This is a genomic window from Virgibacillus halotolerans (assembly GCF_016908515.1).
Taxonomy (GTDB): domain Bacteria; phylum Bacillota; class Bacilli; order Bacillales; family Amphibacillaceae; genus Virgibacillus_M; species Virgibacillus_M halotolerans.
The window spans coordinates 175220-193191 of the sequence record NZ_JAFBEA010000002.1; the positions used below are offsets into that span (position 1 = coordinate 175220).

Annotated in this window: 15 protein-coding genes; 10 read left to right on the top strand and 5 right to left on the bottom strand. The window is 36.8% G+C overall.

Translation table 11 applies throughout. The features are described from left to right. The first annotated feature begins 41 nt into the window (after positions 1–41). From JOC34_RS07240 to JOC34_RS07265, 6 genes are all read left to right on the top strand, one after another. Positions 42–179, top strand: coding sequence for a hypothetical protein (locus JOC34_RS07240; protein WP_205136087.1), 138 nt, complete (start codon positions 42–44; stop codon positions 177–179). A 91-nt stretch (positions 180–270) separates the two neighbouring features. After that, positions 271–1509, top strand: a complete 1239-nt coding sequence (gene sstT / locus JOC34_RS07245; RefSeq protein WP_205136088.1) for a serine/threonine transporter SstT — start codon at positions 271–273, stop codon at positions 1507–1509. Positions 1510–1738: 229 nt separating this feature from the next. Then, entirely contained in the window at positions 1739–3118 is a 1380-nt protein-coding gene (locus tag JOC34_RS07250; protein WP_205136089.1) for an N-acetylmuramoyl-L-alanine amidase family protein, read from the top strand. A gap of 271 nt (positions 3119–3389) precedes the next feature. Further along, positions 3390–4115 (top strand): ZIP family metal transporter, encoded by a 726-nt coding sequence (locus JOC34_RS07255; RefSeq protein ID WP_205136090.1) that lies wholly within the window; start codon positions 3390–3392, stop codon positions 4113–4115. A 386-nt stretch (positions 4116–4501) separates the two neighbouring features. After that, on the top strand, positions 4502–6358 hold the full coding sequence (locus JOC34_RS07260; protein ID WP_205136091.1) for an LTA synthase family protein: 1857 nt from the start codon (positions 4502–4504) through the stop codon (positions 6356–6358). Positions 6359–6613: 255 nt separating this feature from the next. Further along, positions 6614–7804 (top strand): YdcF family protein, encoded by a 1191-nt coding sequence (locus tag JOC34_RS07265; RefSeq protein ID WP_205136092.1) that lies wholly within the window; start codon positions 6614–6616, stop codon positions 7802–7804. 349 nt (positions 7805–8153) lie between these two features. Here JOC34_RS07265 and JOC34_RS07270 read toward each other — a convergent pair whose 3' ends face one another. The 3 genes from JOC34_RS07270 to JOC34_RS07280 all read right to left on the bottom strand — a co-directional run bounded on the left by JOC34_RS07270 (position 8154) and on the right by JOC34_RS07280 (position 11600). After that, positions 8154–9368: a CaiB/BaiF CoA transferase family protein gene (locus JOC34_RS07270; RefSeq protein ID WP_239544202.1), complete on the bottom strand. Its 1215-nt coding sequence runs from the start codon at positions 9366–9368 to the stop codon at positions 8154–8156. Between the two features lie 96 nt (positions 9369–9464). After that, the gene (locus tag JOC34_RS07275; RefSeq protein WP_205136093.1) at positions 9465–10745 is read right to left on the bottom strand and encodes an SLC13 family permease; all 1281 of its coding nucleotides are present in this window, start codon (positions 10743–10745) and stop codon (positions 9465–9467) included. Between the two features lie 84 nt (positions 10746–10829). Next, entirely contained in the window at positions 10830–11600 is a 771-nt protein-coding gene (locus tag JOC34_RS07280) for an enoyl-CoA hydratase/isomerase family protein (protein WP_205136094.1), read from the bottom strand. Between the two features lie 193 nt (positions 11601–11793). Here JOC34_RS07280 and JOC34_RS07285 point away from each other — a divergent pair, with 193 nt between their 5' ends. Further along, positions 11794–13683: a sigma 54-interacting transcriptional regulator gene (locus JOC34_RS07285; protein ID WP_205136095.1), complete on the top strand. Its 1890-nt coding sequence runs from the start codon at positions 11794–11796 to the stop codon at positions 13681–13683. Positions 13684–13945: 262 nt separating this feature from the next. Next, positions 13946–14188, top strand: a complete 243-nt coding sequence (locus tag JOC34_RS07290; protein ID WP_205136096.1) for a hypothetical protein — start codon at positions 13946–13948, stop codon at positions 14186–14188. Between the two features lie 385 nt (positions 14189–14573). Here the strand turns inward: JOC34_RS07290 and JOC34_RS07295 are convergent, their stop codons facing one another. After that, entirely contained in the window at positions 14574–15317 is a 744-nt protein-coding gene (locus JOC34_RS07295; RefSeq protein ID WP_205136097.1) for a sunset domain-containing protein, read from the bottom strand. A gap of 702 nt (positions 15318–16019) precedes the next feature. On the opposite strand from JOC34_RS07295, the gene JOC34_RS07300 reads away from it, so the two are divergent. Then, positions 16020–16922, top strand: coding sequence for a glycine betaine ABC transporter substrate-binding protein (locus JOC34_RS07300; protein ID WP_205136098.1), 903 nt, complete (start codon positions 16020–16022; stop codon positions 16920–16922). A 347-nt stretch (positions 16923–17269) separates the two neighbouring features. On the opposite strand, the gene JOC34_RS07305 is transcribed toward JOC34_RS07300, so the two are convergent. Next, a complete protein-coding gene (locus JOC34_RS07305) occupies positions 17270–17590 on the bottom strand; it encodes a hypothetical protein (protein ID WP_205136382.1) in 321 nt (106 codons plus the stop codon). Here JOC34_RS07305 and JOC34_RS22195 point away from each other — a divergent pair. After that, on the top strand, positions 17557–17682 hold the full coding sequence (locus JOC34_RS22195; RefSeq protein ID WP_420856114.1) for a helix-turn-helix domain-containing protein: 126 nt from the start codon (positions 17557–17559) through the stop codon (positions 17680–17682). The genes JOC34_RS07305 and JOC34_RS22195 overlap by 34 nt on opposite strands. The last annotated feature ends 290 nt before the right edge of the window (positions 17683–17972 follow it).

Genomic DNA, 17972 nt, shown 5'->3' on the forward strand with positions numbered 1-17972 from the left:
GTTTTTTCTGCGTATGAAGCAGCGTTGGGGAAGCTTTTTTGTTGCTCAAAGTTGCGCCGATTCGAACTTTCGACAAACAGGATAAGGAAAGCGACCCAGGAAAACATCGCACGCAGAAAATTGCCTTTCATTTTCAAGGACGTGCTAGTATCGGCGGTGCAGCAATGATTTTTGGTTGAGAGGAGTAATCGCAGTCCCGGGACGTTGTGAATGTAGCCGACGCGGTCCTTTTTATCCTATTTTGGACACGCATTTTAAGGGGGGAATTTTATGAAGAAGTTATGGCATACATGGGACCGCTTAGGTTTGGTCAAACAAATCTGTATTGGTTTGGTTGTAGGTATTATTTTGGCAATAGCTATTCCAAGTGTAGCGAAATCTTTCGTTATATTGGGTTCTTTATTTGTTGGGGCTTTGAAAGCAATCGCGCCAGTACTGGTGTTTTTCCTGGTTATGGCTGCCATCGCTCAGCATAAGAGTGGTCATAAGACGAATATAAAATCTATTCTTGTTCTATATCTGATGGGAACTTTTTTAGCAGGATTTATAGCTGTCATTGCGAGTTTTATGTTCCCAGTGACCCTGACACTTGCAGCGGGAACAGAAGATTTATCGGCTCCCGGCGGTGTGGTAGAGGTTCTTAAAACATTGCTGATGAGCGTTGTTGACAACCCAGTATCGGCCATTGCCGATGCGAACTATATTGGTATATTAGCTTGGGCGGTGCTGCTTGGTTTAGCGTTAAAAAGTGCTCCAGATACGACGAAAACAGCGATTTCTAATGTTTCAGATGCAGTTACGAAAATCGTTACATGGGTAATCAAACTTGCACCGTTTGGTATTATGGGGCTGGTGATTGAGGCTATTACTTCAAGTGGGCTGAGCGCTTTGCTTGGTTATGGGAAATTACTTGCCGTTTTGGTGGGCTGTATGTTGTTTGTAGCGCTTGTAGTCAATCCAATTATCGTGTATGTATGTATTCGCCAAAATCCATATCCGCTTGTATTTACATGTTTAAGAGAAAGTGGAATCACAGGATTTTTCACACGCAGTTCTGCTGCGAACATACCGGTTAATATGAGATTATGTGAAAAGCTTGGCTTGAATAAAGATACTTATTCTGTATCCATCCCGCTAGGTGGAACCATTAACATGGCCGGCGCGGCTGTGACAATTTCCGTTTTAACACTCGCAGCGGTTCATACATTGGGAATTACAGTGGATATTCCGACAGCGATCATGCTTAGTGTGCTGTCAGCAGTATGTGCTTGCGGTGCCTCTGGTGTTGCAGGCGGATCTTTATTGCTCATCCCTTTGGCAGCCAGCCTGTTTGGAATTCCAAATGAAATTGCGATGCAGGTTGTTGGCGTAGGCTTTATCGTAGGCGTTTTACAAGATTCTTGTGAAACGGCACTTAACTCGTCAACGGACGCACTCTTCACAGCTGCTGCTGAATTTAGGGAGAGAAGAAAAAAAGAGGGGAAAATTGAAATCAATCATGTATTATAAGTGACCCTGCTAAAGTAAAACTGGTCATGAAAATCATTTCTTAAGGTATTTGTCAGTACTTCTGACTTACCCAAAAGAGTGGCTTTCATGGCCTTTTTTAAATCATGAACGATTGTTTCTCCCCCACACGCTCAAACTTCCAATCTAGTGATTGTGATCGGGATGTATATTAGTAGAATTTATTGGCAAACCTGTCAATATAGCAAACTACTAATTGGAGGCATTCACTATGAAAAACAGTATTATGATAGGCATTGGCATGCTTGTTTGCCTATTTATTTTTTTACCAACGGTTCATGCAGGTAGTGGTAAACCGTACAAAGTTGATTCTGCAACTGTAGCGTTACGGGATGCACCAGACGAGAATGCAACCGTTCTGGCTGAACTGAAAAACGGTGAAGAGGTTACCATTTTTCAAGAATCATTTGGTTGGGGAAAAACTTTTTATAACGGGAAAGAAGCGTGGTCCGCATTACATCACCTTGCAGCAGTGAATGGTCCAGAGACGGAGACCGAGCAGGTAGATGCCGAACAACCGGATGCAAAAGAACAGCAAATTCAAACTACTGCTTCTTCGGATATAAATACGGAGTCTGGTGAATCTGTAGAAAGTGGACAACTGTACGAGGTTAACGTACCTGTCGCAAGATTACGTAATGCCCCTGATGAGAATGCAACTATCATGACTAAATTAAACAATGGCGAGGCAGTTACTATTTTCCAAGAATCATTTGGTTGGGGAAAAACATTTTATAATGGGCAAGAAGTGTGGATCGCTTTATATTTACTTGATAAAAAAAGTGAATCAACAAAAAGCATGATGTCAGAGGTAAACGAAGAAGCAGATCCACAACAAACAGAAGCGACTGAAAAAGAGGCGTCAGAAACAGAATCTGTTCCAAAAGACGAAAAAGAATTAGTGATAGAACCTAGTCAAAAAGAAGACGAAAAAAAGTCAGAAGCAGAACCTAGTCAAAAAAATAAAAAAGATGACGAAAAAGAAAAGATGACTGTCGAAACCAAGGATAAGGAAAAAAACGAGAATGTTCAAACGAAAAAAGGTGGAGAAAAGACATTGTCTGGTTATCATTTTGTTATTGACGCTGGTCACGGTGGTAAAGATACCGGTGCGATTGGATCCAATGTATATGAAAAAACATTAACACTAGCTACAGCGAAACAAGTCGAACAACAATTACATGATAAAGGGGCTACCGTTACATTAACTCGGACGGATGACACGTTTATTCCCTTGGACGAACGGGTGCAAATAAGTAATTCCACTGACACAGATGTATTTATTAGTCTGCACTATAATGCATTTGAAGATCAATCTGTACGTGGAATCTATACCTTTTATTATAATGGTGTTGAGAATGAGAAGCTTGCCAATTCCGTTCAGAAATCACTGATCAACTATGTAAACTTTACTGATCGTGGAACGAAACAAGCGGATTATCAAGTGTTAAAAGATAATAAACAACCAGCTTTACTCATTGAACTTGGTTTCATTAGTAATCCAGAGGAACAGAAGATTGTCCAAAACGATAGCTTTCAGGAAAAAGCCGCAAAGGGTATTGTTGCTGGATTGGAAGACTATTATAAATAGTCTTGAGTTTAGGGACGATCAACATATTGTCTGGATTTTAACTTTTTGACCAACCTAAGGTATTCCTTTTAAAAGTAAAGAAAGAAGCGAAGGGGGTTAATCTAGTTAGTGCCTGTCGCTATAAACCCCCTTTTGGTTCAGTGTGCTACTGGCGTCGTTAAAAGCGATAAACATCTTTCAATAAGTAGAAGTTGTAAAGAAGTTCCAGTGAGGAATGAATGTTCATAGAATTTAAGCATATGATTAACTAATAATATGCTGGAGGATTTCTATGTCTTTATTGCCTTTAATTTTTTCTTCTTTATGTACAGGCTTAGGAGCATTGCCTATTTTATTAATAAAAAATGTTTCCCATAAAGGGAAGGATGGTTTGCTAGCCTATACTGCTGGTATCATGGTCGCCGCCTCAGCTTATGGATTGATTCCATCTGCTATTAAGCTATCCAATCTTACTGTTTTGGTAATTGGGATTTTGATTGGTACGTTGGTTTTGACATTGTTGGAAAGTTTCATTCCGCATACTGATATAGACCATGCTAATCGTTCACCACGTAATTCTAAGGTTATTATTTTATTTTTAATTGCGATGTCACTACATAATCTTCCTGAAGGTTTGTCAGTCGGGATAAGTAACACAAGCGCAGTCCAGGATATAGGACCACTTGTTTCTTTTGCTATCGGTCTTCAAAATGTTCCAGAAGGATTTTTAGTAGCATTATTTTTAGTTACACAAAATGTTAGCCGACTTTATGCAATTCTGTTAGCAGTGTTAACAGGAATCTTTGAATTGTGTGCTGGATTAATAGGGATGTTTTTTGGCGAATCCTTTGCATTCATCATTCCTTATGGTCTTGCTTTCGCGGCAGGTTCCATGCTCTTTGTTATTTATAAGGAATTAATTCCGGAAAGTCATGGCGACGGGAATGAAAGAGCGTCCACATTGGCATTTATCTTTGGCTTTCTGACAATGATCATCTTAACTGAATGGTTTAAATAATAGACTGTTACATCCTGTTGCATATATCGAGTGCTGAGGTGCTTGTATACAAACGTAAAACATCGTCGCGAGTTGTCCGATTATTATCTATGAAACGATGCAAGCGCCAAATAATCCCCACTAGAAAATAGGTGGGGATTATTTGGTATTCACATGCCGTTCTGCTGGTGCATCTAAAGGTGATTTTTAATTGATTTCGTGATAAATGACGCTTAAATCCATTGTCGAAATAATCAATTCTAGGTTTAACACTTTGACGGGTCTTTTTTTATTATATGATGATACTTTAAAACTTCTTAAATATTACCCGTCTTTGTGATAAAGTAAGACTATTAGAACATCGTCTTTATATAGAATGAAAATTGATGATAGAGTGGGGTTTTGGCATGTCTAAAGCAAAAAAGCGTTTGCTATTCATCGTTTATTTTTTATTATTATTTTTCATAATTAGAATGAATGCCATAGCAGTAGTTGAATGGTTAGATAAAAGCATGTTTGTTGATTACACAATGGACCATGCACAAGCAATCAATGATTCTTTTTATAATGGCGTCTCTTTAATATTTGCCATTACAGTTTTTTTATATGCCATTCTAGGATCTTCCATTGTAAGTCTTTTAATTGTAGATTTACTCATGCTTGGCATGGTTTTCGCAAATAATGTTAAAGTCGTAGAACGAAATGAATTTATTACATTCTCGGAACTTCAAACCGTTACTTCTCCAAAGGAGCTTTTAACTTTTGTAAGCGTTTCACCTGGTTCCGTAGTGTTCCTATTAATCGTAACGATCTTCATTTTGGTTGCGTTACAATTTTTGATAAAGAAGGTTTCAAAGAAAGTAAATTTTCGTATTGATAGAAGGATACGGATTGTTCTATTTGTCGTGTCATTAACCATTATAGTAGCAATATTTGCAAAGCCAAACTATTATAATGAGCATGTTTTGAAGTATGAAGCATCCGATGTGCACAATTGGAACCCTTTAAAAAGGGCTCGTCAAGATGGCTTTTTACCAAGTTTTATGCATACCGTAAAACCAACTTATATGGATAAACCAGCTGGATATAAGAAGGAAAAGGTATTAGAAATCTCGGAGAAATATAGTAAGATTTCACGGCAAATTAACGAAAAACGAGATAAGTCGGTCAATGATTCTCAAACACTGCTTTATTTAAGCGAATCATTAATGGATCCAGAACAGTTACCCAACCTTTTATTAAATGATTCACCCATTCCGTTTATATCTAAGATGGCTAAAAACAATATTGGCGGGACAATGTACAGTCAATATATAGGTGGGGGAACCGCTAATATAGAGTGGTCTATTTTAACATCCTTTAGCTTAGAGGTTTTCCGTGAACCAATGGTGGTAACTCCTTATTCGGATTTTTATTCACAATCAAAAAATCACCATACTATATTAGATTTCTATACGAAAGATAAGGTTGCCGTTCACCCATATACTGCACATCTTTACAAAAGGAGAACGATCTATGATGCGATAGGTTTTGATGAATTTCACTACCTGGACCATGGCATTAAGCATACTGATAAATTAGGAACTCATAAAAGGGTTTCGGATGAAGCTTTGAATAAAGATATTTTAGAAGTTGCAAACCAAAAAGATGTGGGGCTCATACATGTCTTATCGATGCAAAACCATTCTCCTTATAAAGCGGAAATTCCTGACATGGATTACAAACCGAAAATCAACTTGGATGTTTATCCAAAAGACAAAGAGAAAGAGCTATTTAATTATTTGCAGGGAATTCATGCCTCGGATAAAGCGGCTGAAGCATTGGTTACTCAACTTGAAAAATCCGATAAGGAAGTTAATCTTCTATTTTATGGGGATCATTTCCCTAGCGTTTTCAGAGGAACTGAAGATCAATTTAAAGGGGATCAGCTCCATGAAACGCCATGGTTTATGATGATGAACCATGGCAGAAGTGAGAAAGGTGTTCAACTTGATGGATTATCTCCCGCTTTCTTTGTTCCAGTACTGTTGAAAGAAGGGAATTACTACGTATCACCGTATCAAGGATTAATGGATGAGCTATTAACACAAGGCGTAAAACGAATCGGTAAAAATTATGTGGTGACAGAGGAAGGCAAAGTATACGACAATGCGTTGCCAAAAGATTTGTTGGCGATGATTCACGACTATCGGATTGTTCAATACGATGCGCTCTTTGGGCATAACTGGCTATCCGATGACTTTTATACAGAAATGAATAAGTAGAGGAGTTGGGTTTTTAAAATACTAGAAAAAAACTTGACCACAACAGAAAATTAATGATAGTATGAATTTAACATTAATTTAATAATGAAATCATGTGACTGATACGATTAGGCATGGTGAGAACAAGGGCTTGCGGAAGCCGTGTACTCACTTTGCCTTTTTTAGTGCCAAAAGACAGTGGTTAATAAGGTATGGAGGTGAATATGAAGAAATATAGATCTTTGCTTAAAAAGTTGATTTTATGGAGGGAAAATAATGAAGACTAAAATTTTACATTTATTGCTTGTTTTATTTTTAATGGCAGGCCTTGCAGCTTGCGATAATGTTAATCCAGGGTCAAGTGAAGACGGACAAACAGCATCTAAAGGTGACCACAACACGGAAAGTGTAGAAGAAAGCGATGAGGAACAGGATGTAGACGATTTATTTAATAAAGTGAAAAATAATTCTCCCACGAGCGAACGAATTCAGGCTCTAAAAGATATCGCCATGCATTTTTATTGGTATGGAGGGGATTTGAAGGTAGCTGAAGAAGAAGTTTTCAAGGGAATTACGTTACACGGAGACTATGATGTTGTTGAAGAGGCATTTAAACAGGCAGCTGTCATTGAACCTCATGATGTAGATTTGAAATATGCGCTAGCCTCCACACAGATTTTGCAAAAGGAAGTCCCGGAAGCATTAAACACATATGAAGAAATGATGAATGAGGATGAAAATCACTTTGATGCAACATTGATGCACGGCATTTATTCTATGGTAGAAGGCGATGATCAACGCTATAAGGCAGACTTCGATCAATTGGATAAAATTGACGAAACTAAAGCAAAGGAATACCGTGATCGCGTTGATTTAGTGGATGAAATGAAAGGGGTTACGCTGGAGACTGAAGTACCAGATGATTTGAAAGAGGAAGACCATGCTTTCATCGTACTTGGCTATGCGCTCTCTGAAGACGGTAAAATGGAGGATACACTGATTGAAAGATTAAAAGTTGCTAAAGAAGCAGCGGAAGCGTATCCAGATTCAAAAATTATTGTCACTGGTGGTGTGCCGAAAAAAGGCATCACCGAGGCAGATGTCATGTTTGACTGGCTCGTTGAAAACGGCATTGCCAAAGAGCGTATTATTAAAGAGGACATGGCAACAGACACAATCGAAACCGGCCTCTTTTCCATGAATATAGTGAAAGAAAAGCAATTAAAGGACGTTACACTGATCACAAGTGCATCGCATATGAGAAGAGCGCTAGTTGTCTTTAATGAGATGAATCATTTGTTAGAGAAACAGGGCGACGATACAGAGCGTGATATTAACAATATCGTGTATATGGATTTTGACGATGAAGACGAAGTAAAGGAAGTTTCACAGGATGAGGAGTTAGTTATTTATCGTGACCTGGTCCGAGCAAGCGGTATTTGGCAGTTCCCGGGGATGCAACGATAGAACTAATAATACTATAAAAATGGAATCTTTGAGTCAGTGAAGTTTTGACTATGATGAGAGGTTAAGCTGTTTTATATGCTTAACCTTTTTGAAATTGTAACAACTATGAATTTATGTATCTGGGATATGTAAGGACTTTTTTAGAAAAGGACCATGCGTTATTTAGTGTTAACATACCTGAAATATCAAGGTTGGTAAAGATTTGGGAATGATGAGATTGCTGTTGTAGGGGCGTCGGCGTATGGTAGGAATAAAAAATCTGTGCTATAGAGCGAATAAAAATTATTAGACGCTTACTATTGCCCCCTCTAACATGAATAAACATGCTAAAGAGGGATCATAACTATTGTTACTTAACAGAAAGGTGATCTCGACTCGACTTTACGACACCTTGTTCTAAGAATTTATTAATCTCATTTTCCATATATCCTAGACTTTCCAAAATGCTTACAGTGTGTTCTCCCAATTTTGGCGGAAAGGTGCGAATATGTCCAGGGGTTCTGGAAAAGTGTAGTGGAAGACCAAGTGTTTTATATTTGCCAATTTCTGCACTCTCCTTTTCCTGAACCATTCCACGTTCGATGACATGAGGATCCTTCAAGGCTTCAGACAGTTTGTTCACAGGTCCAGCAGGAATTTTAATATCTTCGAAGAAATCATCCCATTCCTGTCTGGTGCGCTGGATGAATATATCCTCAAGTAATGGGATTAACGTTTTTCGATGGATCACCCTACCTTTATTTTTTTCATACATTGGATCTTTCAAACTATCTACATCAATCTTGTCTATAAATGCTAACCACATCTTATCATTAGCCATAGCGACAACAAAACTGCCATCAGATGCTTGAAAGACTTGATAAGGTACGATGTTCGGATGTTCTGTACCAAGAGGTTCAGGATTCTCTCCCGTTTCAAAATAGCTACTTGCTAGATATGTTTGCCATGATATTATTGTGTCGAGTAAGGCGGCATCAATCCACTGTCCTTCGCCAGATTGTTGACGTTCTTGAAGGGCTACAAGAATGCCAAATGCAGCCCACATTCCAGTTCCAAGGTCTGCAAAAGAGTATCCAGCTTTAACTGGTTCGCCCCCTTTTTCTCCTGTTACAGACATTAGACCTCCCATTGCTTGCGCTAATACATCATAGCCAGGTTTATGGGCATATTTTCCTTTTTGTCCGAAGCCGGAAATGGAAGCTAGAATGATACCCTGATTCCGTTCTTTCATCACTTCATAAGACAGGCCTAACTTTTCAAGTGTGCCAGGTCTAAAGTTTTCTATCACTACGTCCGCATCTTCGATTAATTTTAGTAGAATTTCTTTTCCTGCCTTCGTTTTTAAATTAAGGCTAATACTTTTTTTATTGCGGTTAATACTTAAAAAATAAGTACTCCAATCCTTTATAAAAGGCGGTCCAAGATGACGGGTGTCATCTCCATTAGGTGTTTCTACTTTTATAACTTCAGCCCCTAAATCAGAAAACATCATTGTAGCGTATGGTCCACTTAATAAACGTGATAAATCAATAATTTTAATATTACTTAAAGGCAAAATAAACATCTCCATTTCTTATTTAATCAACCTATTATTGAATCATAATACGTAAATAGTTTATAACTATAGCAATAGATCACTGTTAAATGAGATTAGTGATTATTAGAAGGCCCCCCCAATGACGACGAATATTAACCATGAGATAAATGGACCAATTAAAACAAAAATTCCTGCTGTTGCCAGTAGCTGTATAAAGAATTTACGCTCTCCCATCCCTTGAACGTTCGATAAGAACAATGCGCCAACAGTTGAAAAGGGACTTAGGTCTACGATACTTGCTGAGATAGAAATAGCGGACACAACACCCATAGTCGATATAGATGGATCACTAAGGATAGGCACCCCTAAAGGTATAATCGCTGCAAGAAATCCGGTTGTAGAAGCAAAGGCAGATATAATCCCCCCTACATATGAAGCTATAAGAGATGCGATCACCGGGTTACCGATCATACCGATTAAATTCTGCATTAAAATCATGGCACCAACTTGCTCCATTATACCGATAAAAGTGACTATTCCTGAAACCATAATGATAGCCGACCATGGCATGATTTTAAAGATTTCTCCTTGTATTTTGGGCGTTAAACAAGCAAGCAGAAGACCTAAAGATAATGCTGCAAAACCAATATCGCCATCGAACCCAATGACGAAAATTATCAGAAGAACTATACCTATGATAGAAAGTGTGTTATAAATATTCACCTTTGGCTTAGGCTGGTTTTTGGACTCTTCATATACTGGCTGATTAATAATACCTAAAGGTTGGGGGATCGATTCCTTGTAAAGTCGAATTCCACCTAATGAAACAAACGCGATTAAAGCTAGGAAAGTATAAAAGGCAAAAGTGTTCATATAAAGAGCTACTTCCGAGAAAGGAAGCCCTTCTGAATTCATTACACCCTTGATGATAATTCCAAAGATATTAAGTGGTGAGAAACTACCTGCCATACAACCTGCTTGTATCATAATGGCAATTAATAAGGGATTGATCTTTTGTTTATAGGCGATTCTAAAGCCAATACCTGCAAGTATAGACGCGACAGCAATTGCTGAAGTACCTATAGAAGTTAGAACCATTCCAAGAAAAAATATAACCCAGGGAATCAAACCGATATTCCCCTTCACCATTCCAAGCCCCCATCCGGTAATTAGATCTAGTGTTCCATTTTTTTGAATAACGGCGAAAAGATATGTTACACCAAATAACAAAATAAATAGGTCCGCTGGAAAACTAGCATAAATATCGTCAATGGTAACTGTTCCTGTAAAAGACATTAAAACAAAAGCAGTAACAAAAGCTAAAATACCAATGTTAACCGATAAAAAAGTGCTCACTACAAACATTAGTAATAGTAATATAATAGTAACCGCTTCTAGTCCCATAATTTACCCCCTTTACATTAATTTGATTGCGCTTTCATTTTAAAGTTAGATTGATCATACTGTATAAAAAGCTTGGATACAATTTTACTCTGAAAATTGAGGTTTTCTCTTTTCTTTAAAAGCTTTAATTCCCTCATGAATATCATTTGAAAAATAAGCTGCATTATGATCGAATTCATTATCGACTGTCCCTGCCAGTATTGCCTGTGAGATTTCTTTTGCGGCTTTTATGGTAGATTGCGATCGTATTCCAAGCAATTTAGCATAGTTATAAGTTTCTTCTACAATGGATTCTGTAGGATACACATGATCAATCAGTCCGAATTGGTAAGCTTCGGCTGTATCTAGGAATCGTCCGGAAAACAATATATCCTTTGCACGGGAAGGACCAACTGCATCAATGAGGCGTTTTGTTTGAGGGACCCCATATATAAGTCCGATCTTTGCAGGTGTGATACCAAATATTCCTGATTCTGAACTGAAGCGAATATCACAAGCAAGTGCAATTTCAGAGCCACCGCCAATACATGGTCCTTCAATCATTGCGATGACGGGTTTCGGGAAATTCTCAAGCGCATCTCCCGCTGCAGTAAGTTGATTATCATAATACTGCGAACGGGACGCGTTGACACGCTCTATAGAAAACTCCTCTATATCTGCTCCAGCACAAAAAACTTGCCTGTTAACCCCGCGAATGATTACAGATTTTACTTTTTTATCATTCTCAAGTTCAGCTAATATCTTCGGAATTTGTTTCCACATCTCTAATGTCATAGCATTCTTCTTCTCTGGTCGGTTTAAATAAATTGTAGCGATACCTTCTGCTTTATTAAGTAATATTGTTTGTTCACTCAATTAAATCTCCTCCCTTGCACATTATTAGTTGCAAGTATTGTGCCAAGAACTTCTTAGGCAGTAAAATGATGATGAGGTAATCTTTTTAACGTTGAAAGCGCTTTACATTTTTGTTTTTGTGCGTACAATGTTTCATAACGAAACATATAGATGATGCACAATGAAATCCAAGACAAAGAAAGGAAGGATAAAGTTGTATCTCAAAATTGTTATTACAGGATCAAGGAGATTCTCCTTACTGGCAAATGAGGCTATGAGTAATTTGAAAATCCCGGAATGGGTTCAGCTTGAAGTTAATGAACAACCAATTGAATCACTATTAGAAGAAGATGAACTGAAGCTGGAACAAATTCAGTTTGAACCAGCTACGATAATTATTAGTGGCGAACAAAGTGCAAAAAATCTTGAAAAAAAATTAAATATGATTGTTGTTCCAGTAAAGATAAATGAAAATGATGTGTTAGTATCTTTAACTAAGAATGCTCCGGAAAAACATATAGCGATTATCAATTACAGGGCAAGGTTTGAAAGTATCGATTATATTTCAAATCAGTTGAACTTAAACATCTCTCAATATAGCTTCCAGAGTTTGAAAGGAATTCGCGAGGTCTTCGATGGAATTAAAAGAAAGAACATAAATAAAATAATTGGAGGAAGCTATGCCTGTGAAATAGCGGATGCCTATGGAATAGAGAGTGAATTTCTATATTCAGAAGGCTCATTACGTGAAGCAATTAAAACTGCGGTTAAATTTCTTGAGATTTATCGTAATGAAATGGAACAAGCAGCGCTTTTTAAAACCGTTGCTAGTGTCAATAAGAGCGGTATTATAAGTATTAATGGGCTTCATCAAATTACTTCAATAAATAAGATTGGAGAAGAACTATTTGGTTTGTCTAAGGAAATTATTTTGGGGAAAAGCATTGAGGAGTGGATAGATAAGAAACATTTAGTTCATGTAGTGGACGGTCAACAGCCGATTATCTTTAAGGTTAACAATCTAACATTTGCTGCTACATTATCACCAGTGTATGTTGCTAGTGAAAAATTTGGAGCCATTTTGGTTGTTGACGATGTTAAAGAAATTCAGAAAAAAGAATTAAATATTCGAAGTAGAATTAATAAAAGCACGTTTAAAGCACAATACCATTTTACAGAAATAATCGGTTCTAGTAAAAATATTGAATTGGTTAAGAAAACAGCTAAAAAATTTAGTCGTGTGATGGATCCTATTTTGATTCAGGGGGAATCTGGAACAGGTAAGGAACTATTTGCCCAAAGCATCCATAATGCAAGTGACCGTTGTGAAAATTCATTTGTAGCCATTAATTGCGCGGCTATTCCGGAGAATCTTCTTGATAGTGAGCTATTTGGCTATGAAGAAGGCGCATTTACTGGAGCGAAAAAAGGTGGGAAAAAGGGCTTGTTTGAACTAGCCCATAAGGGGACTATCTTTCTTGATGAAATTGACTCCGTCCCACTTCACTTACAATCGAAATTGTTACGGGTACTTCAAGAAAGAGAAATAATGCGGATTGGTGGGAACGAGGTCATTCCAATTGATATCCGAATCATTTCCGCAACAAATAAGGATTTAATGGAAACAGTTCAGGACAACAAATTCCGCGAAGATCTGTACTATAGAATTAGTGTATTACAATTAGTGATCCCCCCTCTTAGAGAAAGAAAGGAGGATATTGAGGAAATAGCTAAGAAAAGCTTTTCTAAACTGGAAGAATCAGTATCGTTACTTACTCGACCCGTTCTAGAACTCTTGCAGAAATACCCATTCCCAGGGAATATACGCGAACTTGAAAATGTCTTAGCAAGATTTAAAGTGTTTTGTACAGACGAGAAATTAAATGAAAGCACGATCCATAGTTTTATGATACAAGCCCTGTCACCAGGAAGAAATAAATCCTTTAATCATAAAAGTCCTTTAACGGAAAACTTAAATTTAAAGGAACATGAGCATTTATTGATTGAATCTGCCCTGTTGAAACATAATGGAAGGAAAGATTTAGCAGCTAAGGATCTAGGTATAAGCAGGGCTACATTATGGAGGAAGTTAAATGATGAATAGAAAGTATACAGTGCAGGTGCGACTTTTAATAAAAGGCGTTTATTTATGTTTCATTCAAAAAAAGCTAATGAAAAATTTGTCGTCTTTTGTCGGTCGAATTATTGACACTATTTCGTATTTGTACATTGTTTTAATAGGCATAATGAACTACAATAAATCTATTGGTAACATATATCTAAAGAAGAAAATAACATCAATGGTCAGGTCACCCAATTTTGGTATATAGGAGGAATATAAAAGTTTATAGGGGGATGGAAAAGAAATGGCTGTAAAAACGAGAATAAATTTTGATGAATTGGTTAAACAAAATGAACGAAAGTGGCAATATCAGGTACATAAATTACGGCAGAATGATCTTTGTCAGAAGTTTCACCATAATGGGCTTTTTGCAAAGTGGTATGCCTACAAGAAGTATAAACCTCATGATGGTGTACTCTCCACTTACTTCAATTATGCAATCCAAGAACGGCTGATTAAACGGATGCGAAAGGAAACAGAATCATAGGATGCTTGATATTTAGGTAAAGACTTGAATTTATTCGGTCCAAGGTTTGACGACATGAATTGACTGGCATCAGGAACGGTTGACAGTAGTGCCGAAAAGGTAAATGTATGAAATAATGAGAGCGCCTTCTTGGTTTGGAGGTGCTTTTGCTTATCACAATTAATCTGCCTTCGCGACAACATTAGATTTATAATTAAGGCGTTAAATAAGTTCTATAGAGCGCCAAACTTTATGTATTTTTGAATCCAATTACAATCATGGATTGCTCATCCGGGAACGATTGATGTTTGGAGAAGGGACTTTTTCGCATAGGAAGTGCTCAAGCCCGTTACATCCGAGTAACGAAATTGAACACTTTTATTTGATGTGATTTATTTTTATTTTTCTATCGCTCTGGTGCTCTATATCCGGCATTCACTGCTTCTTCTTCGGAACAAAACCATTGTTCCACATTCGTGGTTCGACTGTAATATGTACTACCTGGCGTGTGATAGATCCCATTTACGCTTCCTTTAATCTCACAATCTCCTGTTGCTTGTGTGGAATCTTCGGGGGCTGCTTCACTCTTTTCCTTCGAATCATTATCTGAACTATCGGCACTTGTATTTTCTTTATTCTCTGCTTTGCTTTTGTTTGCTTCGGTATTCTTCTCGCCTTTATTATTGCTTTCCTTACTGGTCTTCGTATTCTTTTCACTTTTCTCTAGTTCTTTTTGTAGCTTTTTGTTATCGCTCTTTAAGGAATCGTTTTCCTCAGATAAGCTTTCATTTTCTGATTGTATGGATGCATGTTCTTCTTGAGTTTTATCATTTTCTTTTTCAAGCATTTTGATTTTTTCGTCTGTATCATCTCTTGCAGTTTCTAATTCATCGAATTTCTCCTGGAGAACATCATTACTTTTCTGTAGTTCAGAAATATCATCTGTTAATTGTTCATTTTTTTCTACTTCTTTATTATAGTTTGTAGCTGCTAAAGAGTCCTCCGTATTCACACTGAACATTAAAAGAATCAAAGCAATAATCAAAAATGGGATACTAACTTTCTTGGGTACCTTTTTCTTTTTTGATTTGAATGTCCAATAACCAATAGCGGCAATCAGCACAAGAAAGATAAGCATAGGTAACAACATTAAAACACTCCTTTTGTCATAGTTATTTAGAACTACATAATACACAAAAAAATATACAAGCGGCGGTATTAATTTGAATGTATGGTTACTATGTGAAAAAATTCAAAAAACTGTTAATTACATTATACCTATGTTTCTAGTGAAGTCAATATAGTTTGAAGCTTTTCTCTGGGTATAAAATGGATACTATTTACTTTTATACTATTTCGTATTACCTTTTAGTATATTCAGGATAGACTATAGATAAATCATTTATAGTAGGTAATTAGTAACGGGTGTGAAGCTTCCTATAATAAAAAATACCACTTCCTAGCTTGAGCAAAAGTGATGCTGGTATATTTAAACGTAAATAATATTGGGGAGGGGTCATGCTAAAATATACAAATTAACGGACCTTCATTTCCTATCTGAAACATTGCCAAGTTTAGGTGCGCCAATATTGGGATTTTAATTTTCAAAGATTTTCCTACCCGTAATTTCGCTTAATACAGAGAAAAACAAACGAAATGAGCATATTATTCACAAAAGTCGCGATTTATCTAAAACTGTACGTATTATTTGTACAGAAATAACTATTTTTAACGTTTGCTTCATACACATAAAAGCTATATCGTTAATATGTTGTTATTAATAAAAATGATTGACACCATTTGTGAAAGGTGAAGGAATAGCAATTTGTAAAACGAAGGAGTGCTATACAACATGTTTAACTTCAAATGGCAAAGGTTGGGAATAATTGCCGGTTTATCTTTATCCCTTATTGCTGCAGGCTGTGGATCGAATGACGCTAATTCGCAAAGTGAGACGAATGTTAGTGAAGAAATGGACTATACAATTACTGGTATTGAGCCTGGGGCCGGACAAACGGAAAAAAATGAAAAAGCGATATCTACTTACGATAACCTTGAGGGGTGGGAACAGGAACTGTCTTCAACAGGTGCAATGTTAACCGAATTAGATGAAGCTATCGATAATGAAGAACCAATTGTTGTAACAGCATGGTCTCCTCATTATATGTTTGCCAAATGGGATATAAAGTATCTAGAAGATCCTAAAGGTATCTTCGGGGAAGAAGAAACTTTGTCAACAATTGTAAGAAAAGACTTAAAGGATGAAATGCCTGAGGCTTATACAGTCCTTGATCGCCTGCAATGGAAACTGTCAGAGGTGGAAGAAGCCTTGTTAAATGTGGATGAAGGGGAAGTTGAAAAAGTAGCTCAAGCGTGGGTAGATGAAAATCAAGATACAGTTGCAAAATGGACAGAAGGAGTAGATTCTGTGGATGGTACGCCAATAGAATTAGTTTTTTCTCCTTGGGTTGCAGAAGAATTTATATCCAATGTAGCAAAAGTCGCATTGGAACAACAGGGTTTTAGTGTCACCCTTACACCAGTTGACCCGGCAGTTATGTTTAAGTCAATGGCAACAGGTGATGCTGATGCATCTTTAGCGGCATCAATGCCAACTTCACATGGCGCATTATATGCTGAGTACGAGGATGATTTGGAAGACCTGGGAGCAAATATAGAAGGTGCCAAGATTGGATTAGCCGTACCGTCTTATATGGACATCGATTCCATTGAAGATTTACAACCAAAAGAATAATAGTTGTTCTATTGCGCACAATTAAATTGAAAGTCATTTACGCTTATAATTATATTTTTAAAAATCCATCTCAATTAGGTGGGCTTATTTCGCATGTGTGAAACATCATGGTGCATCCGTTAAGGTCCACTCAATTGTCGTAGAGTATTCTGTATTCGTTTGAACATCGGATTCGATAGGATTTAATTTAATTAATATTCCTTCGTTCTTATCCCATTTTATATTCGTTTCCTGCTTATCTTCCTTAACGCCTTCCTGTATAAGGACATTATCTTTTAAAGATTGCTCCTTACCATCTTGAATAAATACGAGTGCATATTCACCAAGTCTATGTCCATCTGATGAGACTAATGGTGATACAGCTTTTGCTGATTTTCTGTCGGTGACGTTAAAGGTTGTTTTATTTCATTTATGTTTTTATTCGTAAATGTTTTTACGTCTTTGTCTTTGCTGAGTTCATCACCATTTTCCGCAGTTTTGGAATCTTGCTTAGGGTGTTTTTCATCTACCTCTTTTGAAGCTGTTTCTTGTTCATTTTTATTGTCAATAACAGATGTGTCTTCTTCATCCTTTTTATCTTCAATATCCTTTAAATGTTTTATATCTAATCTTGAGACAGAAAACGAACCAAGAGATGGCGAAAATACTTGATTTAACAGAAAAGACAATTGGGGATTATGTAAGTATGGCGTATAAACGAATTCATATTAAAAATCGGGAGCAAGTATATCAATTTTTAATCGAGATGATGAAGCATTAATATAGCGTCAAATAACCCCACATGTAACATCTGGGTGTGGGCTTATTAAAGGCTTACATTTATAAAACACAGAAATACTTTGGAAATAGCAATAAGTGTTTACTTAATACATATTCTACTGTAATTAATATGTAATCAAATTGTTGAAAAGTTGACGCAAATTTTGCTATATGATAATTTAGGACTAATATGTAATTTTACAAGAAAGTGTAATTTTCGACAAAAAAAGAAATATTCTAGTAAATTCTAGTATTTCTTCGTTTAGTAGGAGGTGAAGCTTAGCAATAAAA